We start from the raw sequence: 18,943 nt of genomic DNA, 5'->3' as shown, positions 1-18,943 counted from the left end.
GACGCGTCGCCCCCGGTCCGCCAGGGGCGACGCGCTCCGGCGCGCGATGCCGAACTCAATCCGCCGGGCAGGAGACGTCGGCGGGCGGCATCGTTCCGTCGACCAGGAAGGCGGTGGTCGCCGCCTTTCCGCACGCGCTGTCGTGGTTGACGTAGGCGCCGTGGCCGCTCTGATCCACACTCACCAGCCGCGCCCGGTCACCGAACTTCGCCCGCAGCAGCTCCGCGTTGCGATGCGGGGTGACCGGGTCTCGCCGGTTCTGCACCAGCAGGACATTGCGCGGACCCGTGTCGTCGACCCGCACCGGTGGCTCGGCAGGCGCGGTCGGCCAGAAGGCGCACGGCAGCACGTTCGCACTGGCGGCGCCGAACAGCGGATATTTCGCCCGGTCCTCGGCCACGGCCTGTCGATAGGGTTCCACGCCTCGCGGCCAGGCCACATCGTTGCAGGTCACCGAGATGAACACCGACCAGCCGTTGTCGGCCGGGTGCAGGCTCTGCGCGGTCGGCGTGGCAGTGGCGTCGCCCGTTGGCTCGGCCAGTTCGCGCTGCAATGCCGCGTCGTCGTTGTCGCGCACCGCTCGCCAGATGTCGCCGATCCAGTCGTATTGGCGCGGGCTGTAGAGGCCGAAGTAGGTGACGAACCGGAAGGCGCGGCCGTCGAGGCTGGGCATCGGCTCCCGGTCGAGGCGGTCGGCCAGGGCGAGATAGGTCTCGCGCACCTGGTCGGGCGTCGCGCCGAGGTGGTCTTCGCCGTCGCGTTCGGCGAGCCGACGGGCCAGGTCGGGGAAGGTGTCTTCGGCCCCGAGGCCGAAGCGGCGCATGCCGTCCTGATCCAGGTGGGTGTCGGCGATATTGCTGTCGAGCACGATCCGGTCGGCGCGGTCCGGGAACATCGACGCGTACGCCGCGCCCAGCGCGGAGCCGTAGGACGCGCCGTAATAGCTGGCCTTCTCCTCGCCGAGCGCCGCCCGGACCAGGTCCAGATCGCGGGCCATGTTCACCGTCGACAGGTGGCGCGTGAGTGCGTCGTTCGCGCAGCGTCCGGCGACCTCCTCGGCGATCGCGGCCTGCGTGGTGACGGCCGCGTCGTTCACCGCGTAGGGCGGGATGTTGCCGGTGTAGTTCAGATCCGTGGTGAAGCCGCAGCTGACCGGCGCCGAATGGCCGATGCCCCTGGTGTCCATGCCGATCAGGTCGTAGCTCTCGGCGACGGCCGCCGGCAGTCCGTGCTCGACCAAGGACGCGCCGAACGTCAGCCCGGAGCCGCCGGGACCGCCGGGGTTCAGCAGCAGGACTCCGCGACGTTTGTCCGGGTTCGTCGCCGCGAGTCGCGAGACCATCAGTTCGATCGTCGGTCCCTTCGGGGCGGCGTAGTCCACCGGCACCGGCACGGTGGCGCATTGCAGGCGCGGTGCTGCCTCAGCGACCTCCGCGGGACACGCGCCCCATGGCAATTCCGGAGTTCTGGCCGAAACCGGCGCTGCGGCAAGCGAACCCGCGAGCACGGCCGCTGTCAGCAGGGCGGCCGCCGCCGGGGTGTTGCCGTTCGTGAGATTCCGGATCATAGGACTCCCTTTCGCCTGATCCGCATCGGAGTCGCGCGGTCCGTCGGTGGGCCGGGCCGTTCCAATACGCTGTACTAGAGCCGATGGGGCGAGACTAACACACTGTGCTAGTACAGTGTGTTGGTGACGGATGGGAGGATGGTGCGCATGCCGGAACGTGAGCTCAGCTCGAGAGAGAAGATCATCGTGGCGGCCGCCGAGATGCTCGGTGAGGACGCGGGCGCGAACCTGTCCGTGCGGGCGGTCGCGGCACGAGCCGGGGTGAGCACGGGTTCGCTGCGGCACCATTTCCCGACCCAGCGCGATCTCCAGGACGCGGTGTTCACCACCATCTACGACGTCGTCCTTTCCGACGACGAGCTGATCCGCGACCGCACGAAACCGGCCCGTGAGCGGCTGGTCGAATGCCTGCGCCAGGTCCTCGCGCTGGCAGGCGTCGGCGAGCAGGCGCGCGCGGCGTGGGGCAAGGTCTACGCGTCGTTCATCGCACCCGAACCGACCGATGAACTGCGCGCCTCGTACCTGGCCATCGAGCGGGAAGCGCTGCGCCGCACCGAACACTGGCTCACCGCGCTGGTCGAGGAAGGCGCCCTGCCCGAAGGCGACAACGTCCAGCGGGCCCGATTCCTGTGCACGGTCCTCAACGGCCTCACCGTCGAGCGAGCCCTTCCGGCCGAGGAATCGCTGCTGCGCTCCGAAACGCAGACTCTCGACGCCGCGGTCGACTGGGTCTTCCGGTCGGCGGAAAGTACTCGAGCGCGACTGATTCCCCGGCGCTTCCGGCTGCCTAACGTCGTGAGGACAGCAGCAGAACCCGAGGAGTCACCGTGAACGCCTACGTCATCGCCCGCCTGCGCGACGCCGCGCCGCACGCCGACATCGCCGAGTACATCGAGCGCATCCCCGGCACCTTCGAGCCCTACGGTGGGCGCTTTCTGGTCCACGTCACACCGCACGAGGTGCTCGAAGGCGAGTGGACCGGCGGTGTCGTGATGATCGGTTTCCCCGGCCTCGACCAGGCGCGGGCCTGGTGGGGCTCGGCCGCGTACCAGGAGATCGCGCCACTGCGCTCCCGGCACATCGAGGGCGACATCATCATGGTCGGCGGTGTTCCCGAAGGCTACGACCCCGCCGCCACCGCCGCCGGTATGCGGGCCGCGCTGGGGTCCTGACGCTCAGAGTCCGGACGCGTGCTGAGACGCCGCGTCGGTGTTGTGGGAGACCCGGCGCAGCAGGTCGGCCAGTGTGCGGCGCTCCTGCTCGTCGAGGCCGTCCAGCAGCCGATGGTCCCGCTCGGCCCGGCTCGGCAGTTCGGCGTCGACGAGTTCGCGGCCCGCCGCGGTCAGTCGCAGCAGCACCACCCGACCATCCCGCTCGAACGGCAGCCGTTCGATCAGGCCGATCTTCGTCAGCCGGTCGGCGTTCTTCGTCGTGGACGCGCCGCTGGTCATGGTCCGCTCGGTGACTTCGCTGGCGCGGAGTGGACGGTCGGCGCGGGCCAGGGCGCACAGCACCTCGAACTCGCCGCGGGTGATGCCCCGCGGCGCGAGCGCGCGGTCGAGCTGGTGCAGTGCCAGCGCGCTGATCCGGTTGATGCGCCCGATCACCTCGACCGTGAAGGTGTCGACCTCGGGATACGCCCGAGCCCATTCGGCCCGGACGCCGTCGACGAAATCGGGGGAGGTGTCGCCCATGGGTCCATCCTAGCGACCGGTTTCACACTATTTCAGATGTATTTTACTAGTGAAATATATCTAGGATGGTGGAGTGCCCACCGATCTGCTCAATCCTCCCCGCGCCACCTCCGCGCGTCTGCGGCACTCCGGCGGTGCCCTGGCGCACTCCGTCTCCGCGTCGACCTGGCGGCGCGCGCTCGAGGTGCGTCCGGCGGACGCGACCGTGGCCGCCTCGCTGCGCGTCGGGGCCGCCGCCGCGCTGGTGTTCGTCGGCTGTGGCCTGCTCGACCTGCGGCAATACGTCGGCTTCGCGGTCCTCGGCGCCCTGGCCTCCGCGTTCGCCAGGCACGAGCCGCTGGTCCGGGTGACGGCGAAGGTGTCGCTGGTCGGCGCGCTCGTCGTCGCCTTCGTCGCCGGGGGCGGGCTGCTCGCGCTCGCGCGGGTGCCGATGTGGGCAGAGGTCGCGCTCATGGCCGTGGGTGCCGCCGTCGCGGCCATGTCGGTGTCGGCGTTCCGGATCACCGGTCCCGGTCCGGTGATTCTCGTCTTCGCGGCGACCGCGGCGGTCGGCGCCGTCGCGGTGCCCGCCGACATCGTCCACGCCTGCCTCGCGGCGGCGATCGGCGCCGGGATCGGCCTGCTCGCACAATTGGTGCCCCTGCTGGTGCTGCCGCTCGGCCCGGCTCGGCTGGCCGTCGCGCGAGCGCTGTCGGCCGTCGCCGCACTCGCGGACGGCAGGCCCGTCGAACCGGCCCGCGCCGCCATCGCCCAGGCTCGGGAGAAGCTGGCGCTCAGCGGTGTTCGCGGTGCCGACGCTGCTCACCACCGCGACCTCGTCGCGCTGCTCGACGAGGCGGAAGCCGCCGTCGACGAGCTGGCCGCGGGCGACCCGGCCAGGCTGCTCGACGTGGTCCGGCACGAAGCGGAACTGCGAAAGATCAAGCGGCGCAGCGTCATCTTCGACCGCGTCCCCGAGGTCTCCGCGCTGCCGAGGCCCGCGGGTTTCGTGGCGACGGGCCTGTCCGGCCTGCGTTCGCGCCCGGTGCTCGGCAACGCCGCCCGCATCGCCCTCGCCGCGGCCTGCGCGGGCTGGTTCGCCGCCGCGGCCGGCCTGCACCACGCGCTGTGGGCGTCGATGGGCGCACTGGCCGCGATGCAGGGCGTCTCCTACGCGATGACCGTGCAGCGCGGCATCCAGCGACTGCTCGGCAACGTCGGCGGCGCCCTCATCGGCGCCCTGCTGATCGGCGCCGGCCTCGGCTACTGGGCCACCGCCCTCGTCATCGTCGTCCTCCAGGTGACCGCCGAACTCATGGCCACCCGCAGCTACGCCCTCACCTCACTCGCCGTTACCCCGATGGCCCTGCTCATGGTCGGCCTCGGCACCCCCATCACCCCCGACATCGGCGTCAGCCGCATCATGGACACCCTCATCGGCGTCGCCATGGGCGTCCTCATCGCGGCCCTCACCATCAGCCACACCGACCGCCACCACCTCCAGCCCGCCGGGTAGGTATCCCGCCGAATTTTGTCTAGAATGAGAATCACTATGCCTGCCGCAAGCCCCCTCATCGGGGATGTCGCTCGCGCTGAGCTCGCCACGCTCGGCGGGTTGCTCCGCGCTCATCGCAAGAGCCTGCGGATCAGTGCGACGGCGGCAGCGGAATCGGCGGGCATCTCGCGAGTCACCCTGCATCGGATCGAGCGCGGTGAGCCCTCGGTCACCATGGGCGCATATCTGAGTGTGATCGCGGCGCTGGGGATGAGTCTGCAGGTTACGCAAACCGGCCATCGGACCGATTCGCAACCGACGTCGTCAATGCCGGAAACATCGGGAATTCGGGTCGGGGACTATCCGGAGTTGCGCAGGATCTCCTGGCAGCTCGCGAAAAGCGCGGTTGTCACTCCACGGGAAGCGCTCAATCTCTATGAGCGCAATTGGCGCCACGTCGACCACGAGGCGATGGAAGCGCGGGAAAAGGAACTGATTCAGTACCTTGTCGATACCCATGGTGGCGGAGTGCTGCTTGTTTGAGCGCGAGCATCATCGACGTATCGCCGCCGTGCTGGAGTCCTTGGACGGCGATCTGCTGGCCGCCAACAGCTGCTACTTCGGTGGCGGCACCGCTATGGCATTGCGGTTCGGCGAATACCGGGAATCGGTCGACATAGATTTCCTGGTCTCGGACCTCGATGGCTACCGTGTTTTGCGCCAACTGGTCACCGGGCCGGCGGGGATCGGCGCGCTGGCTCGTCCTGGATCGGATCTGGCCCCGGCCCGTGAGCTGATGGCCGACCGCTACGGAATCCGGACCGCCGTGCGTGTCGACGCGGTGGCGATCAAGTTCGAGATCGTTCTCGAAGGCCGGATCGCCCTCGCCACCCCCACCGCCGACGACAAGCTGTGCGATGTGGCGACCCTGACGCCCTTGGACATGGCCACAAGCAAACTGCTCGCCAATTCCGACCGTTGGGCAGACAGCTCCGTGCACAGCCGGGATCTCATCGACCTCGCCATGATGACCCCGTCCCGTGATCTCCTACGGTCGGCCACCGAGAAGGCGACCGCTGCCTACGGCGACAGCATCAGCCGCGACCTCGGAAAAGCCGTCCAGAACCTCAAGGACCGACCGACGCGGCTCGACCGATGCATGGAGGCCCTACAGATCACCGCAGTGCCCAAGGCCCTCCTGTGGCAAAGGATCAGGTCCCTCGCTCCCAAACCGGGACAGGGCATACCGGGGTCTGTCGCGCTGGACTCTGAGGATTGATGCAACCATAGGGACCCATGGGAACCCGTGACCTTGATGCCGAGGACCCCGCCGCCGACGGAACCCTTGTCAGCATCGGCTACGAGGGCAAAACCGCGGGCGATCTCGTTGCTCAGCTCGCCGACTTGGGCGTGCGGGTACTCGTCGATGTGCGCCTGACCCCACTGAGCCGGAAGCCGGGGCTGTCGAAGACGAAACTCGCCGAAGCTCTCGCCGCGGTGGGCATCGAATACGTTCACCACCGTGCGCTCGGTAACCCGAAGGACAACCGGGAGGGATTCCGCGCCGGTGAGCCGGAATCGCGCGCCCGGTACCGCGACATCCTCGACAGCGCCGCGGCGACCGACGCGCTGGAGCATGTCTGCGAGCTCATCGATGGTGGGGTGGTGGCTCTGCTGTGCTTCGAGCATGACCACGCCGAGTGCCATCGGGACATTGTTGTGCGTCGGTTGCTGGAAGCCCGGCCTCGTGCCGCTGTCATGCACGTCTAGAACAAAGCGAGCTCAGCCTTGGGGTACCAGACACCGAGTACCGAGAAGGCTCGGCGGTATTGATTCTGATTGCCGACGTAGAAGTGGACGTCTCGGTCGGGAGCGAGCATCGTGTCGCGCCACTTCCCGAGAAGCATCTCGCGCGCCCTTGTGTCGCCATCAGATTTCAGCCATCTGCGGCTGGCTTGGCCCGCCTCCCAGTCGAGCAACTTCTGGTCATGGCCACGGCACCTCGGTGCTGCACAGCGATAGCGGTACCGCACAGCGAACGGTGCCGGTTCCAGTGGTGTGAGCGAGGTTCCGAAAAGATCCGGTGCAGAGGACTTATCGATCTTCGCCTGTTCTGCTTCGGTCCATGGGTCGCCCTCGACGACACTCACCTCGACATCGGTCGGCTTGATCAGGCCGAGCGAGGGCGAGGGGATTCCCATGCCCCCGACGGGATTTTGTGCGAGGAGCTCGCACATCGTAGTGGCGCCGACGAGTCCGCCGAGGTACATGCGCCGTCGCTGCCAATTGCCGCCTGTGCCGATCAGTTCGATGTGCGCCAGCTCATCCTGTCGTGGTCGGAACGATTCCGGGCGATTGTCGTTGGGTTGCCTGTAGGTCCCGTTGAGGCGCAGGACCTCGTACTTCTTGAACTGTTTGTCGAAGGCCTCGTTGCGGAATCTCACCGGGTACAGGCGAATCCACTCGGGCCGCCGTCGGTCGAGCCTGACGCCCGCGACACACACGGTTTCGCCGTACGTTTCGCTCGGCGTCGGATAGGTCTTGACGGTGATCATGACCTCTGCGGTTTCGTCGCCGGCGCGTGGTCGTCCGAGCTTTCCTCCGCGAGCGCCTGACAGATCGAACTCCCCCATGGATCAAGCGTAACGACTTTCGCGGCCCCTCGACGCGGGTTCTGCCGGTTGAATTATGTTCCCCTGCAACTGATCATGCTAAGAAGTGCGGTTCGACCCCCGCTTCGCAGCCAACAGTGTGACGGCCAGGACGACGGTCCCGACCGTCGCCGCCAGGTAGCAGAGGATCGCCACACCGCTGATCGTGTGATAGATCTCCGCCTGAGAGTTGGTCAATGTCCCCGACTCGCCGAAGAGCGCCACGATCGGGACACCGTTCTCGTCCGCCACATCGGTGAAGTCGGGCATGGTCGCCGCCGCTGTCAACAGTGCGGCGTAGACGGTGCCGAGTGCGGTCGCGCAAGCCGCCCGCGCTCGAGAACCGCCCTGCCGCATCACCGGCACCGCGACCGCGACAGCCAGCACCGACGGCGCGAACACCGCCAGGAACCCGCCGAAGAGGAAGATCACCAGCAGCCACCCGCCCGCCGAGAACCGCAGGGCGGTGACGGCGAGCATCACCAGCAGTTGCGTCCCGAGCGCTGCCCAGGTGATGGTTCCGGCGTCGATGCCGACCGGCTTCGGTCGTGTCGTGGTGGAGGTCATGCGAACCATGGTCGACACTTTGGCACCACCGGAACTCCGTACGACTACTCAATGGCGCCGGGTAGTTCCGCGAAACGTCCCCGCGGCGCGTCCATGGCGAATGCCGACCAGGTTCGCGTCGCGGAACCCGCTGGTGTCGACCCGAGCGTTCGGTGCCGCACACCGGGCACCAGGTGGTCGACGTGGGGAAGCGGCAGTGGCTCAGGTGGCAGGTGTGGTCCACAGGGCGCTGATCGGGATGCCGGACAGGCCGTCGCCGAAGGGGAGTTGCTGATCGCCGCAGTAGACCACGAAACCGGCGTGGAAGCGGTCGCCGAGGCGGCGTTGGAGAGCGCGAAGTCCCCGGAAATCATCGGTGCGGATGGTCTCGGCGGCCTTGACCTCCAGCGCGACGACACGGCCCGCGTTGTCTTCGAGGACTGCGTCGACTTCGTAGCCGTCGCGGTCGCGGTAGTGATGCAGCCTGGCCATGGTCGTACTCCAGGTGAGCTGGCGGGTCAATTCGCCGAGCACGAAGGTTTCCATGATGGCGCCGGTGGTCGCGTCGTTGGTGACGCCGGTCAGGAGATGGGCGGCGAGGCCGGAGTCGGTGAACGTCAGCTTCGGCGTCGAAATGGCACGGGCAGTGGCGTTGGCCGACCACGCGGGGACGAGACGGATGAGGTAGATGAGCTCCAAAATGTCGACATAGTCCCGGAGCGTTGTCACCGGTATTCCAAGGTCGGCGGACAGGCGGCTGTAGTTGAGCAGTCCGCCGGTCTGGGCGGCCAAGGCGGCGACGAGGCGACGCATGTCGGATCCACGTCGGATGTCGGCGATCTGGTGGACATCACGGCTCATGATGTCGTCGAGGTAGGAGCTGAAGAACTGGGCGCGTCGGCGGGGCGCCGTGCGGCGGATGGCTTCGGGGTATCCGCCCCTTGCCGCCAAGGCAAGGTAGTCCTTGCGCCTCAGGTCCGACGGGCCGGTGCGAAAATCGTTGCCCGCACCGAACGCGGCATCGATGAAACCATCTGGGGCGTGGTTGATTTCACCCTGGGAGAGTGGAAACAGCTCGACGGTCTCGGACCGCCCCGGCAGCGAATCGCCGAGACTGCTCAGCCCGAGCAGGCGGGCCGAGCCGGTCAGCAGAAAACGCCCGGGACGTGGGTCGCGGTCGACGGCGTGTTTGATCGACAGCCACAGGTCCGGGACGCGCTGCACTTCGTCGATCATCATCGTGCCGGGGACATCGAGGAAAGCCGCGGGATCGGCCGCCGCGGAGGTGCGAGTTCGGACATCGTCGAGATAGCGTTTGGTGGCCTCAGGGATGCCACGCAGGCACTGCTCAGCCAGCGTGCTCTTGCCGGTTTGGCGGGCGCCGTTGACGATGACAACTCGCGTGTCCGCAAGAGCGTCTTTTACCAGCTCAGACGCCTTTCTGGGCAGGAGGTCGGTGGCCTGATACATAGCCATACCCTATCCTGAGCTGTCAATCTGCCGGATGGTGTTCCGTCAATCCGCCGGGGTTGCTCCTGTCAATCTGCCGCAATTGTTCCCGTCAATCTGCCGAACCTGTCCGCTTCAGGTCAGTGGCCGGGGTGATTCGGGGACGATCGCCAGGCCCGTCGGAGCGCGATCAAAAGGGGGCTCCGGCACAGTGGTGCCATGGGTTCGTCGGTCGCTGACTCTTTCACTGTCGCCACATTCAATGTCAACGGAATCCGCGCGGCGCGGCGTCGTGGATTCGACGAGTGGTTGGGGGCGCGGTCGGTCGATGTGCTCGCACTGCAGGAGTTGCGTTGTCCCGCAGCCGATGTGGGAACTTTCCCGGGCTATGCGGCGGCGGTGGACGTCGGTTCCGTGGCCGGGCGCAACGGTGTCGGCGTACTGACGAGGGTTCCCGCCGCTGCCGTGCGGACGTGGGTGACCCACCCGCCCAGGGCCCGCGGGCTCGGTGAGTTCGCCACGCAGGGCCGCTATATCGAGGTCGATCTGGCCGATCGCCCGGTGACATTGGGCTGCGTCTATCTCCCCAAGGGCGGTCTGCCCGCGCACCTGCAGCGCCCCGGATCGATGCGCGACCAGCCCGACGGCGGCGTCAAGTACGAACGGAAGCAGCGGTTCCTCGCGGCCTTCGCCCGCGAAGTGCACCGGAACCGCCTCGCCGCGCTGAGTGCGGGACGCGAGTTCGTCCTCACCGGGGACCTGAACATCGCGCACACCCCGCACGACGTGACCAACTGGCGTGCCGCCCGCACGATGGACGGCTTCCTCCCCGCCGACCGCGAGTGGTTCAGCTCGGTTCTCGGCGCGCGCCGGCTCGTCGACGTGGTGCGACAGGTCCACGGCGACCGCCCCGGCCCCCTCACCTGGTGGAGTTGGGCGGGTGCGTCGTTCGCCAAGGATGTGGGCTGGCGAGTGGACCACCAACTCGCGACCCCCGGCCTCGCCCGCCGCGCCACCGCTGTCATCGTGGACAAGGAACCTTCCCCCGCCGAGCGACTCTCCGACCACGCGCCCCTCGTGGTGACTTACTCGGACATGCCTTGACGCCTGTTTCGCTCGCGAAGCACCACGCGTGATTCAGCCGGACCGGCGGGTCCACGCTGCCTGAACTGCGAAGTTCGGGCGCCCCGGTAGAGCACATCGATGGAAGCTATCGGGCTCGCCGCCAGGATGTATATCACTTTCGGGCGAACGATTTTCCAAGGTCGAGAGCCAGCGCATGGTGAGTACCGTTCGAAGTAAGCTGGCGAGAGATCTCGGCGGTTTTCCAACGAATTCGGCAGCGTCGGCGACCGAACACTGAATCAAGCCAGACAAGCTCGCGGAGGCAGGCGTCGAAACCCGCGCATCCAGGTAAACGCGGGACGGTTGTTCAGGCTGCGGATCGTTGCCAGTCATGCGATGTAGTGCCAGACAAGCTGACTGGTGCATGTCGGTGTGGCTGATACCCGCACCGGGGCAGCACCTCGACTGCCCCGGTTTCGGGTGATTCACCGGAACACGTCATCCGGGCCGTGTTGCGTAATCCCCAGCGGGCCGAGCCCTCAAGGTCGCTCGTTCGAGGGTCGCGTCGAACGCTTTCCGCGAGGCGGTTCTCAGCGCTCGTGCCCGTGGCTCCCGCGGACTGGGGCACGCCCGGTTCGGCACGGGCGATCACGAAAGCCTGTGCGGGGTAGTGGCTTGCGCTCTCAGTATTCGAGGTCGCCCCAGCTGAGGGCGAGTGGGAAGGGGTGGTTCAAGGTGATCTCCGGGTGGACGGTCGGTGACCACTCACTGACCAGGGCGTACTGACGCGGGCGCAAGGGGGTGACGCCGCGCGGAAGGTCGGTGGGAGTCGCCAGCACGTAGGTCAAGATGGTGTCGATCCGGCGGCCTTCGCGGTCCAGCAGTACTTCCCAGTACTCCTCGATCCCGGCCTCGGCGTAGCGCGCCTGTTTCGTCAGCATTTGGCCGATGTGGTTGGACGGAGAGAGCACTTCGCCGACGATGACGACGTCCTCGGCGAAGATCGGCGTCCACGGCTCGTCAGGGCAGTGATAGACCATGAAATCCGGGGTGAGGAAATCATCCTTTGCGCGACTCAGAAAAACATTGGTCTCTGTGTCGACTTGCCAGCACTCACCGGGGCGGGCTTTCATGCTGCGTCGCGCGGCGTTCTCCAGCGCGTTGCGCAGGCGAGTGGCGAAGCGCTGGTGTTCCGGCGGGCCGGTACGAACCCACACCGGGCGCCCTTTGATCAATTCGATGCGTTCTGACTGTTCGGGGGGCAGGGCGCTCAACTCGGCCCAGGTCATGCGATCAGGTAGCGGGGGGAACTTTGTCGACGGGTTCGACATTGTCGTTCCTCCTCGCGTCCTGCGGACTCTGGTGCCCTCGGCAGGATTCGAACCTGCGACACCCGCTTTAGGAGAGCGGTGCTCTATCCCCTGAGCTACGAAGGCGGGGTTGGTCGGGGTCGGGGTTGGGCCCGGTTCGACCGAGCCGAGTATAGCCTGCGGGGGCGGTGGGGTGGCAAAGCCTGGGGTGGGGTTACTCCAGGTGGCGTTCGGCGTCGGCGGGGATGCGTACCTCGCCGGCGCGTTCCGGAGCGTCGTCGGGTGGACACAGGTCGCAGGCGTGCAGGCCGAGGCAGTAGTTCACGTCCTGGAGCCGCTGAACGGTCGCGAGCTTGTCGACGAACTCGGGCGGGACCGGGCCGGTCGGGTACGGGTGGCCCGCCTCCAGCCAGCCGACGTTCAGCCGGGTGTAGGTCGGGTGGAACCAGGCTGCCTTGAAGCCGGACTCGACGTCGAGGAACGAATCCTCCTCGAGATAGGAGTATTCGCTGAGATCTTCGAAGAACACCAGGCCGTCATGCGCGAGTTCAGAAGCCGCCGCCTCCGTCGAAACCGCCGCTGTCGAACCCCTCGGAGCCGCCCCAGCCGCCGGGGTCCTGGCCTGCGTCGTATCCGGGGTCCTGGCCGAAGTCGTCGGGATTGGGCTGGTCGAGGGCGGCTTCGCCGGTGCCGTCTTCGAAGGCCTGGGTGTCGTAGGGGACGCCGGGCATGCCGGCGAAGAGGGCGGTGAAGAGGATGGCCGTGCCCGCGCCCCAGGCGCCTGCGACGAGGGCGGGTTTCCACCAGGGTTCGGAGTACCAGCCCGCGGGGACGGGCCGGCCTGCGACGCGGCCGCCGGGGAAGTAGTTGGGGGTGAGGGGGGAAGGGGTGGGGGCCGCGGTGACGGGGCGGCCGTTGTGGTTGACGGTGCGTGGCTGGTCGACCTGGCCCGCGATGTCCTGGCCGTCGAGGGTGGGGATGGGCGGGCCGGGGTCCATGTCCATCGCGGTGCGGGCGGCGCGGATGTAATAGAGGCCCTCCAGAGCGGTCTGTTTGGCCAGGCGCGCCTTGGCGGCGGAGTCGGCGCGGTCGAGCTGGCCGCCCGCGGCGTTGTAGCGCTCCGAGGCGTCGGCCAGGGCCTGGCGCGACGCCTCGTTGCGGGGGGAGAGCTGGTAGACCTGGCCGCCGAGCCGCTCGGTCGTCACCCGGGCGTCGGCCTGGGCCTCCTCGAGTTCGCGCGCCGTCCGCTTGTTCTGTTCGGCGCGCAGGTACAGCAGTGCCACCACGCATACCACCACGATCACGATCAGCCACCACAGCATCGCGCACCTCTTTCGTCCGAGGTCTCGAGACGCTGTCCAGTTTACTGAACGGTTGCCCGCTCGCGCGCAGGCGCGATGATCAGCGCGTTGCCGGGTAGCTCACCCGGCCAGGTGGCGGGCGATCACCAGGCGCTGGATCTGATTGGTGCCCTCGAAGATCTGCATGACCTTGGCCTCGCGCATGTAGCGCTCGACCGGGAAGTCCTGGGTGTAGCCGTAGCCGCCGAACACCTGGACGGCGTCGGTGGTGACCTTCATGGCGGCGTCGGTGGCGGTCAGCTTGGCGACGCTGGCCTGGCGCGAGTACGGCAGGCCCGCGTCGCGGCGGCGGGCGGCGTCGAGGTAGGTGGCGCGGGCGGTGTCGACCGCGGCGGCCATGTCGGCCAGCACGAAGCCGAGGCCCTGATGATCGATGATCTTGCGGCCGAACGCCTCTCGCTCCTTGGCGTAGGCGACGGCCTCGTCGAGGGCGCGCTGGGCGACGCCGGTGGCCACGGCGGCGATGCCGAGGCGGCCCGCGTCCAGGGCGCTGAAGGCGATCGAAAGGCCCTGTCCCTCTTCGCCGATGCGGCGTTCGGTGGGCAGGAAGGCGTCGTCGTAGGCGGCGGTGGTGGTGGGGATGCCGCGCAGGCCCATCTTCTCCTCGGGCTTGCCGAAGCTCAGGCCCGCGGTGTCGGCGGGGACGAGGAAGCAGGAGATGCCGCGCGAGCCTTCACCGGTGCGGGCGAACAGGGTGTAGAAGTCGGCGCGGCCACCGTTGGTGATCCAGGCCTTGGTGCCGGTGAGGCGGTAGCCGCCGTCGACCGCGGTGGCACGGCAGCGCAGCGCGGCCGCGTCGGAACCGGCGTGGGCCTCGGAAAGGCTGTAGGCGCCGAAGGTTTCGCCGGAGAGCATGGTCGAGAGCCACTGCTGCTTCTGCTCGTCGGTGCCGTAGGTGAACAGGGGATGGCAGGACAGGCCGTGCACACTCACCGCCACCGCGACGGCGGCCCAGCGGCTCGCGAGCTCCTCGAGCACCTGCAGGTACACCTCGTAGGGCTGCGCGCCGCCGCCGAACTCCTCCGGGTACGGCAGGCTCAGCAGCCCGGCCGCGCCGAGGGCGGGGAACACCCCGTCGGGGAAGACACCGGTCTTCTCGCTCTCGGCGACGCGCGGTTCGAGCACCTTGTCGGCGATGTCGCGGGTCAGCTCGATCAGGTCGCGCGCCTCGTCGGTGGGCAGCATTCGGTCGACAGCCATGCGATCACAGTACGTCCAGCACTGAATTGCGTGCAAGGGAGCACGGAATTTTCTGGGTCTATACTGGGGCGATGCCGGGGCTGCCACCGAACAAACATCAGGAGAAGAGTCTGCGGACGCGCACGCAGTTGCTCGATGCCGCGATCGAGAGCCTGGCCGAGGTCGGCTATGCAGGCGCCTCCATCGCCGACATCACCGCCAGGGCAGGGGTCACCCGTGGCGCGCAGCTGCACCAGTTCCACACCCGCGCCGAACTCTTCGCCCAGACCATCGGGCACCTCACCGAGCGGCAGCGAGAAGCCATGCAGCGCAAGGCCAGAGCGCTCGACGGCGCCACGGCGCCGGGCGCGGTGCTGGTGGAGCTGGTCACCGCGACCTTCGCCGGTCAGCTCGGGCGCGCGTCGGTGGAGCTCTACGTCGGCATCGCGCACGACCCGCCGCTGCGCCGGGAGATGTTGCGCGTGCAGCACGAGCTCACCGTCGAGCTGCTCGACCGCTGTGCCGGGCTGATCGACGCCGCGATCGCCCGCGAGCGGCTGGAGAGCGCCTTCTGGCTCACCATCAACCTGGTCCGTGGCGCCACCCTCGACGAGATGGTCGGTCGCGACCGGGTGCGTCGCAAGCAGGTGCTGGCGGACTGGACCGCCCTGGCCGAGACCGCCCTGCGCTGACGGCGGCGGTGCGCAGGCGCGACCGGCCTATCATCTGCGCATGGACGCAGCGCCCCGCCCGCCCCTCGACGAAGACCAGGTGGGTCTGGTGGTCGAGGTGTTCCGGATGCTCGCCGACGCGACCAGGGTGCGGGTGCTGTGGGCGCTGACCGACCGGGAACTGTCGGTGAACGAACTCGCGACCGAGGTCGGCAAACCCGGCCCCGCGGTCTCGCAGCACCTGGCGAAACTGCGGATGGCGCGGTTGGTGCGGACCCGGCGCGAGGGCACCACGATCTTCTACAGCCTGGACAACGATCACGTGCGCCGACTCGTCGTCGACGCCGTGCACAACGCCGAGCACGCCGGGCCGGGAGTGCCGGCGCATCATCGCGGACCCGATGCCGAGCCGCCGCATCGGTGACCGCACGGCTGACGCTGAACACTCGGTTCCACAGGAATAGTTGTGCTCAGGAACAGTTACCACCGGCCGACTCTTCGGTAGCATCCGGCGTGTGACGTGGCTCATGCCACCGCGGGACCGAAGGAGTTTTCGATGCTGAGCACCATGCAGGACGACCAGCTGTCGCTGGCCAAGCTGCTCAATTACGCCGCCACCTTCCAGGGGGATTCGACCGTGTCCACCTGGACCGGTGACGGGGTGCGCACCATGACCTTCCGCGAGCTCGGCGCCGACGCCGCGCGGCTGGCCAACGCGCTGCGTGGGCTCGGTGTCGAGGAGGGCGACCGGGTCGGCACCTTCATGTGGAACAACAACGAGCACATGGTCGCCTACATCGCGGTGCCCGCCATGGGCTCGGTGCTGCACGCGCTCAACATCCGCCTGTTCCCGGAGCAGCTGGTGTTCGTCGCCAACCACGCCGAGGACAAGGTCGTGCTCGTCGACGGCACGTTGGTCCCGCTGTTCGCGCAGTACCTGCCGAACCTGAAGACCGTCAAGCATGTCATCGTGGTCAACGGTGACGCGTCCGCGCTCACCGCGCCCGAGGGCGTCACCGTGCACTCCTACCGCGAGCTGCTCGACAGCCAGCCGGCCGAGTTCGACTTCCCGATCGTCGACGAGCGGTCGGCCGCCGCGATGTGCTACACCTCCGGCACCACCGGCGACCCGAAGGGCGTCGTCTACTCGCACCGGTCCAACTGGCTGCACGCCATGCAGGTGAACTCGCCCAACGGCATGGGCTTCCACGGTGGCGACTACGTGCTCGCGATCGTGCCGCTGTTCCACGCCAACGCCTGGGGCCTGCCGTACGCGGCGCTGATGTCGGGCGCCAACATCCTGATGCCGGACCGCTTCCTGCAGCCGGGCCCGCTGCTGGAGATGATGGCCGCCGAGAAGCCCACCTTCGCCGCCGCCGTGCCGACCATCTGGGGTGGCGTGCTGGCCGGGCTGGCCGCGCAGCCGCAGGACATCTCGCACCTGCGCACCGCCGTCGTCGGCGGTTCGGCGGTGCCGCCGTCGATGATGCGCGCGTTCGAGGAGAAGCACGGCGTGCGGATCCTGCACGCGTGGGGCATGACCGAGACCTCGCCACTGGGCAGCGTCGCGCACGCGCCCTCGGGCGTGGAGGGAGAGGAAGCCTGGGCCTACCGCTACACGCAGGGCCGTTTCCCCGCCAATGTCGAGGCGCGGCTCGTCGGCGACGACGGCAAGGTCGTCCCCAACGACGGTGAATCGCTGGGTGAGCTCGAGGTCCGCGGCGCGTGGATCACCGGCTCCTACTACTCGCCGACCGGCGCGGAGATCGACCCGGACAAGTTCGACGACGGCTGGCTGCGCACCGGTGACGTCGGCAAGATCAGCCCCAACGGCTACCTGACCCTGGTCGACCGCTCCAAGGACGTCATCAAGTCCGGCGGCGAGTGGATCTCCTCGGTGGATCTGGAGAACGCCGTGATGGGCCACCCGGCCGTCGCCGAGGCCGCCGTCATCGGTGTGCCGGACGAGAAGTGGGACGAGCGTCCGCTGGTCGCCATCGTGCTGGCCGAGGGCGCCGCCGCCGAGGCCGCCGAGCTGAAGGGCTTCCTGGCCGACAAGTTCGCCAAGTGGCAGCTGCCCGAGCGCTGGACCTTCATCGCCGAGGTGCCCAAGACCAGCGTCGGCAAGTTCGACAAGAAGCGGCTGCGCGCGCAGTACGCGGAGGGCGAACTCGACGTGGTCACCGCGGACTGACACACGAGAAAGGCGGGCGTGGAACGGCTTCCACGCCCGCCTTTCGTCTGCGGTGTCAGCAGTTGCGCAGCTCGGGGCTCTGGTTGAGCAGCTGGGCGCGCGGGCTGATGTAGCGGGAATAGGTCTCGCCGCCGACCGCCGAGAGCGGGAAGGCCGCGACCCGGTGGCAGTTCTGGAAGGCCAGCTTCACGCCGAAGTGGCGCTCCAGGCCGCCGCGGATGGCGTCGGAGGCCAGGGCGCGCAGCAGCTGACCGCGCGCCACCTCGTCCGGCGGCGGCACCACGTTGTCGGCGAATTCCGCGTCGCCGGCCCGCAGTTCACCGGCGACGCGGCTCACGACCTCCCAGGCGTAGGGCAGTGACGTACGGACGCATTCGACGAATTCCGCGTCGTCGATATCGCCCTGTTCGGCGCGCTCGAGCAAGGCGGCGGGAACATCGAGGGACATGGCGCTCTCCTCCTGCTTGGGGGTGGTCGGCGTGATGCGATGCGCCTATGAGTCTAAACGAAATCCGTTGTCAATAACCCTGGATTCATTCCGAAAGTGCTTTTCGGAGTGCGTTTTTCGCGTCCGCGGCCAGCTCCGCGACCAGTTCGCCCGCCGGTTGCTCCCGGGTCAGCGAATGGGCTTGCCCCGCCCACAGATTCACATCGTCGGAGTTGCCCGCCGCCCTGGCCGCGGCTCGCAACGGCGCCGTGGCGTAATGAATTTCGGGGTACGCGGCGGGTGCTGTCGCGGTGTGCGCTTCCAGAAAACTGTTGCGGATCCCGCGGGCGCGTCGTCCGGTGAAGGCGCGGGTGAGCATCGTCGGCTCCGTCGACCCGATGGCGGCGCGGTGCACGGCGTTGGTCCCCGCTTCGGGACAGCGCAGGAAGGCGGTGCCGAGCTGCCCGGCCGCGGCGCCCGCCGCGAGCACCGCGGCCAGTCCGGCGCCGGTGGCGATCCCGCCCGCGGCGATGATCGGCCGCGCGGTGACGGCGGTGAGCAGTTGCAGAAGGGTGAGCAGGCCGGGCGGGTCGAGCGGGTCCTCGGCCGGATCGTCGAGGAAGCTCGCGCGGTGGCCGCCCGCCTCCGCGCCCTGCGCGATGAGCGCGTCTGCCCCGGCGTCGAGGGCGATCAGTGCCTCGGCGGGGGAGGTGACCGTCACCCAGACCTCGGTGCCGACGGCGTGCAGCCGGTCGACCTCGACCGCGGTCGGGCAGCCGAAGGTCGTCGAGACCACCGCTATCGGATCGGCGACCAGCAGGTCGAGCTTGTCCTCCCAGGCGTCGGTGTCGTGCTTGGGCGTGCCGAGCGGATGGTCGACGCCGAGTTCGGCGAGGTAGGCGGCGTAGACAGCGGGCTCGGCGACCGGGCCGGGGGCGAAGAGGTTCATGCCGAACGGCGCCGTGGTGGCGGCCCTGGTCGCCGCGATCTGCGCGGCCATCGCGTCGGCGGCCAGGTAGCCCGCGGCCAGTTGGCCGAAGCCGCCCGCCGCCGAGACGGCGGCGACCAGTTCCGGGGTGGTGGGGCCGCCCGCCATGGGCGCGGCGACGATGGGGACACGCAAGCTCTCGATCACCATGGTCCGAGTCTGGCCTGTCGGGGTGCGCGACGACCGCGACAACGGCCCGGATAACGGTCGACGGGGTGCGATTGTTACCGTCCGACACGGCCCGTACCTGCGACTTCCACCCGGAAGGTTGCGGAATGGTCACGACCGGGTAGAGTTCCCGTCACAACGGATGCCGAAACGTTACGTCGAGTCGGCAGCGGGAACCGCGAGAGCGGCTTCCGGGCCG

The 18,943-nt window shown here is 68.5% G+C and carries 21 protein-coding genes and 1 tRNA gene; 10 read left to right on the top strand and 12 right to left on the bottom strand.

Annotated elements, in window-relative coordinates:
• Positions 1 to 55 precede the first annotated feature (55 nt).
• Positions 56 to 1,567 (bottom strand): alpha/beta hydrolase, encoded by a 1,512-nt coding sequence (locus AB0H56_RS10535; RefSeq protein WP_357160190.1) that lies wholly within the window; start codon positions 1,565 to 1,567, stop codon positions 56 to 58.
• 147 nt (positions 1,568 to 1,714) lie between these two features.
• Between AB0H56_RS10535 and AB0H56_RS10530 the strand changes: the two genes are divergently transcribed.
• Positions 1,715 to 2,398, top strand: a complete 684-nt coding sequence (locus AB0H56_RS10530) for a TetR/AcrR family transcriptional regulator (RefSeq protein WP_357160187.1) — start codon at positions 1,715 to 1,717, stop codon at positions 2,396 to 2,398.
• On the top strand, positions 2,395 to 2,739 hold the full coding sequence (locus AB0H56_RS10525) for a DUF1330 domain-containing protein (protein WP_357160184.1): 345 nt from the start codon (positions 2,395 to 2,397) through the stop codon (positions 2,737 to 2,739). Before AB0H56_RS10530 ends, AB0H56_RS10525 begins: the two co-directional genes overlap by 4 nt.
• 3 nt (positions 2,740 to 2,742) lie before the next feature.
• Here AB0H56_RS10525 and AB0H56_RS10520 read toward each other — a convergent pair whose 3' ends face one another.
• Entirely contained in the window at positions 2,743 to 3,261 is a 519-nt protein-coding gene (locus AB0H56_RS10520; protein ID WP_357160181.1) for a MarR family transcriptional regulator, read from the bottom strand.
• Positions 3,262 to 3,334: 73 nt separating this feature from the next.
• On the opposite strand from AB0H56_RS10520, the gene AB0H56_RS10515 reads away from it, so the two are divergent.
• Genes AB0H56_RS10515 through AB0H56_RS10500 form a run of 4 tightly spaced genes read left to right on the top strand, consistent with a single transcriptional unit; the run spans position 3,335 to position 6,505 of the window.
• Positions 3,335 to 4,756, top strand: coding sequence for an FUSC family protein (locus AB0H56_RS10515; protein WP_357160178.1), 1,422 nt, complete (start codon positions 3,335 to 3,337; stop codon positions 4,754 to 4,756).
• 36 nt (positions 4,757 to 4,792) lie between these two features.
• A complete protein-coding gene (locus AB0H56_RS10510; RefSeq protein ID WP_357160175.1) occupies positions 4,793 to 5,278 on the top strand; it encodes a helix-turn-helix transcriptional regulator in 486 nt (161 codons plus the stop codon).
• Entirely contained in the window at positions 5,271 to 6,014 is a 744-nt protein-coding gene (locus AB0H56_RS10505; RefSeq protein WP_357160172.1) for a nucleotidyl transferase AbiEii/AbiGii toxin family protein, read from the top strand. Before AB0H56_RS10510 ends, AB0H56_RS10505 begins: the two co-directional genes overlap by 8 nt.
• A 17-nt stretch (positions 6,015 to 6,031) precedes the next feature.
• Positions 6,032 to 6,505 carry a DUF488 domain-containing protein gene (locus AB0H56_RS10500; RefSeq protein ID WP_357160169.1) on the top strand — a complete coding sequence of 158 codons (474 nt, stop codon included), beginning with the start codon at positions 6,032 to 6,034 and terminating at the stop codon, positions 6,503 to 6,505.
• Here the strand turns inward: AB0H56_RS10500 and AB0H56_RS10495 are convergent.
• The 3 genes from AB0H56_RS10495 to AB0H56_RS10485 all read right to left on the bottom strand — a co-directional run bounded on the left by AB0H56_RS10495 (position 6,502) and on the right by AB0H56_RS10485 (position 9,402).
• Positions 6,502 to 7,368 (bottom strand): hypothetical protein, encoded by an 867-nt coding sequence (locus AB0H56_RS10495; protein ID WP_357160166.1) that lies wholly within the window; start codon positions 7,366 to 7,368, stop codon positions 6,502 to 6,504. The genes AB0H56_RS10500 and AB0H56_RS10495 overlap by 4 nt on opposite strands.
• Before the next feature lie 78 nt (positions 7,369 to 7,446).
• Positions 7,447 to 7,953 carry a hypothetical protein gene (locus tag AB0H56_RS10490; protein ID WP_357160163.1) on the bottom strand — a complete coding sequence of 169 codons (507 nt, stop codon included), beginning with the start codon at positions 7,951 to 7,953 and terminating at the stop codon, positions 7,447 to 7,449.
• Positions 7,954 to 8,154: 201 nt separating this feature from the next.
• Positions 8,155 to 9,402: an ATP-binding protein gene (locus AB0H56_RS10485; RefSeq protein WP_357160160.1), complete on the bottom strand. Its 1,248-nt coding sequence runs from the start codon at positions 9,400 to 9,402 to the stop codon at positions 8,155 to 8,157.
• A 198-nt stretch (positions 9,403 to 9,600) separates the two neighbouring features.
• On the opposite strand from AB0H56_RS10485, the gene AB0H56_RS10480 reads away from it, so the two are divergent.
• The gene (locus AB0H56_RS10480) at positions 9,601 to 10,485 is read left to right on the top strand and encodes an exodeoxyribonuclease III (RefSeq protein ID WP_357160157.1); all 885 of its coding nucleotides are present in this window, start codon (positions 9,601 to 9,603) and stop codon (positions 10,483 to 10,485) included.
• Between the two features lie 644 nt (positions 10,486 to 11,129).
• Here the strand turns inward: AB0H56_RS10480 and AB0H56_RS10475 are convergent.
• The 5 genes from AB0H56_RS10475 to AB0H56_RS10455 all read right to left on the bottom strand — a co-directional run bounded on the left by AB0H56_RS10475 (position 11,130) and on the right by AB0H56_RS10455 (position 14,317).
• Positions 11,130 to 11,735 (bottom strand): Uma2 family endonuclease, encoded by a 606-nt coding sequence (locus AB0H56_RS10475; RefSeq protein WP_357160154.1) that lies wholly within the window; start codon positions 11,733 to 11,735, stop codon positions 11,130 to 11,132.
• A gap of 71 nt (positions 11,736 to 11,806) precedes the next feature.
• Positions 11,807 to 11,882: transfer RNA gene (locus AB0H56_RS10470), tRNA-Arg, on the bottom strand.
• An 88-nt stretch (positions 11,883 to 11,970) separates the two neighbouring features.
• Positions 11,971 to 12,285 carry a hypothetical protein gene (locus tag AB0H56_RS10465; protein WP_357160151.1) on the bottom strand — a complete coding sequence of 105 codons (315 nt, stop codon included), beginning with the start codon at positions 12,283 to 12,285 and terminating at the stop codon, positions 11,971 to 11,973.
• Between the two features lie 19 nt (positions 12,286 to 12,304).
• Positions 12,305 to 13,075 carry a DUF1542 domain-containing protein gene (locus AB0H56_RS10460; protein WP_357160268.1) on the bottom strand — a complete coding sequence of 257 codons (771 nt, stop codon included), beginning with the start codon at positions 13,073 to 13,075 and terminating at the stop codon, positions 12,305 to 12,307.
• A 102-nt stretch (positions 13,076 to 13,177) separates the two neighbouring features.
• Positions 13,178 to 14,317, bottom strand: coding sequence for an acyl-CoA dehydrogenase family protein (locus AB0H56_RS10455; protein ID WP_357160148.1), 1,140 nt, complete (start codon positions 14,315 to 14,317; stop codon positions 13,178 to 13,180).
• A 71-nt stretch (positions 14,318 to 14,388) separates the two neighbouring features.
• Between AB0H56_RS10455 and AB0H56_RS10450 the strand changes: the two genes are divergently transcribed.
• The 3 genes from AB0H56_RS10450 (at position 14,389) to AB0H56_RS10440 (ending at position 17,161) form a co-directional block, all read left to right on the top strand.
• Positions 14,389 to 14,988 (top strand): TetR family transcriptional regulator, encoded by a 600-nt coding sequence (locus tag AB0H56_RS10450; protein WP_357160145.1) that lies wholly within the window; start codon positions 14,389 to 14,391, stop codon positions 14,986 to 14,988.
• Positions 14,989 to 15,028: 40 nt separating this feature from the next.
• Positions 15,029 to 15,391, top strand: coding sequence for a metalloregulator ArsR/SmtB family transcription factor (locus AB0H56_RS10445; protein WP_357160143.1), 363 nt, complete (start codon positions 15,029 to 15,031; stop codon positions 15,389 to 15,391).
• Positions 15,392 to 15,523: 132 nt separating this feature from the next.
• Complete coding sequence (locus AB0H56_RS10440) at positions 15,524 to 17,161, top strand: long-chain fatty acid--CoA ligase (RefSeq protein WP_357160140.1); 1,638 nt, start codon at positions 15,524 to 15,526, stop codon at positions 17,159 to 17,161.
• A gap of 55 nt (positions 17,162 to 17,216) precedes the next feature.
• Here the strand turns inward: AB0H56_RS10440 and AB0H56_RS10435 are convergent, their stop codons facing one another.
• A complete protein-coding gene (locus AB0H56_RS10435; protein ID WP_232996587.1) occupies positions 17,217 to 17,609 on the bottom strand; it encodes an SCO5389 family protein in 393 nt (130 codons plus the stop codon).
• Positions 17,610 to 17,694: 85 nt separating this feature from the next.
• Positions 17,695 to 18,726, bottom strand: coding sequence for a nitronate monooxygenase (locus AB0H56_RS10430; RefSeq protein WP_357160137.1), 1,032 nt, complete (start codon positions 18,724 to 18,726; stop codon positions 17,695 to 17,697).
• Positions 18,727 to 18,943: the final 217 nt, after the last annotated feature.

It is taken from the genome of Nocardia sp. NPDC050717 (assembly GCF_040654275.1).
Classification (GTDB): domain Bacteria; phylum Actinomycetota; class Actinomycetes; order Mycobacteriales; family Mycobacteriaceae; genus Nocardia.
The sequence above is the reverse complement of the archived record's forward strand: the minus strand, read 5'-3'. Positions and strand labels throughout refer to the sequence as shown.

Excerpts from the sequence above, each read along its gene's own strand:
- AB0H56_RS10535 (WP_357160190.1), bottom strand. The coding sequence starts at position 1,567 with ATGATCCGGAATCTCACGAACGGCAACACCCCGGCGGCGGCCGCCCTG.
- AB0H56_RS10530 (WP_357160187.1), top strand. The coding sequence starts at position 1,715 with ATGCCGGAACGTGAGCTCAGCTCGAGAGAGAAGATCATCGTGGCGGCC.
- AB0H56_RS10520 (WP_357160181.1), bottom strand. The coding sequence starts at position 3,261 with ATGGGCGACACCTCCCCCGATTTCGTCGACGGCGTCCGGGCCGAATGG.
- AB0H56_RS10510 (WP_357160175.1), top strand. The coding sequence starts at position 4,793 with ATGCCTGCCGCAAGCCCCCTCATCGGGGATGTCGCTCGCGCTGAGCTC.
- AB0H56_RS10500 (WP_357160169.1), top strand. The coding sequence starts at position 6,032 with ATGGGAACCCGTGACCTTGATGCCGAGGACCCCGCCGCCGACGGAACC.
- AB0H56_RS10495 (WP_357160166.1), bottom strand. The coding sequence starts at position 7,368 with ATGGGGGAGTTCGATCTGTCAGGCGCTCGCGGAGGAAAGCTCGGACGA.
- AB0H56_RS10490 (WP_357160163.1), bottom strand. The coding sequence starts at position 7,953 with ATGACCTCCACCACGACACGACCGAAGCCGGTCGGCATCGACGCCGGA.
- AB0H56_RS10485 (WP_357160160.1), bottom strand. The coding sequence starts at position 9,402 with ATGTATCAGGCCACCGACCTCCTGCCCAGAAAGGCGTCTGAGCTGGTA.
- AB0H56_RS10480 (WP_357160157.1), top strand. The coding sequence starts at position 9,601 with ATGGGTTCGTCGGTCGCTGACTCTTTCACTGTCGCCACATTCAATGTC.
- AB0H56_RS10475 (WP_357160154.1), bottom strand. The coding sequence starts at position 11,735 with ATGACCTGGGCCGAGTTGAGCGCCCTGCCCCCCGAACAGTCAGAACGC.
- AB0H56_RS10455 (WP_357160148.1), bottom strand. The coding sequence starts at position 14,317 with ATGGCTGTCGACCGAATGCTGCCCACCGACGAGGCGCGCGACCTGATC.
- AB0H56_RS10450 (WP_357160145.1), top strand. The coding sequence starts at position 14,389 with ATGCCGGGGCTGCCACCGAACAAACATCAGGAGAAGAGTCTGCGGACG.
- AB0H56_RS10445 (WP_357160143.1), top strand. The coding sequence starts at position 15,029 with ATGGACGCAGCGCCCCGCCCGCCCCTCGACGAAGACCAGGTGGGTCTG.
- AB0H56_RS10440 (WP_357160140.1), top strand. The coding sequence starts at position 15,524 with ATGCTGAGCACCATGCAGGACGACCAGCTGTCGCTGGCCAAGCTGCTC.
- AB0H56_RS10435 (WP_232996587.1), bottom strand. The coding sequence starts at position 17,609 with ATGTCCCTCGATGTTCCCGCCGCCTTGCTCGAGCGCGCCGAACAGGGC.
- AB0H56_RS10430 (WP_357160137.1), bottom strand. The coding sequence starts at position 18,726 with ATGGTGATCGAGAGCTTGCGTGTCCCCATCGTCGCCGCGCCCATGGCG.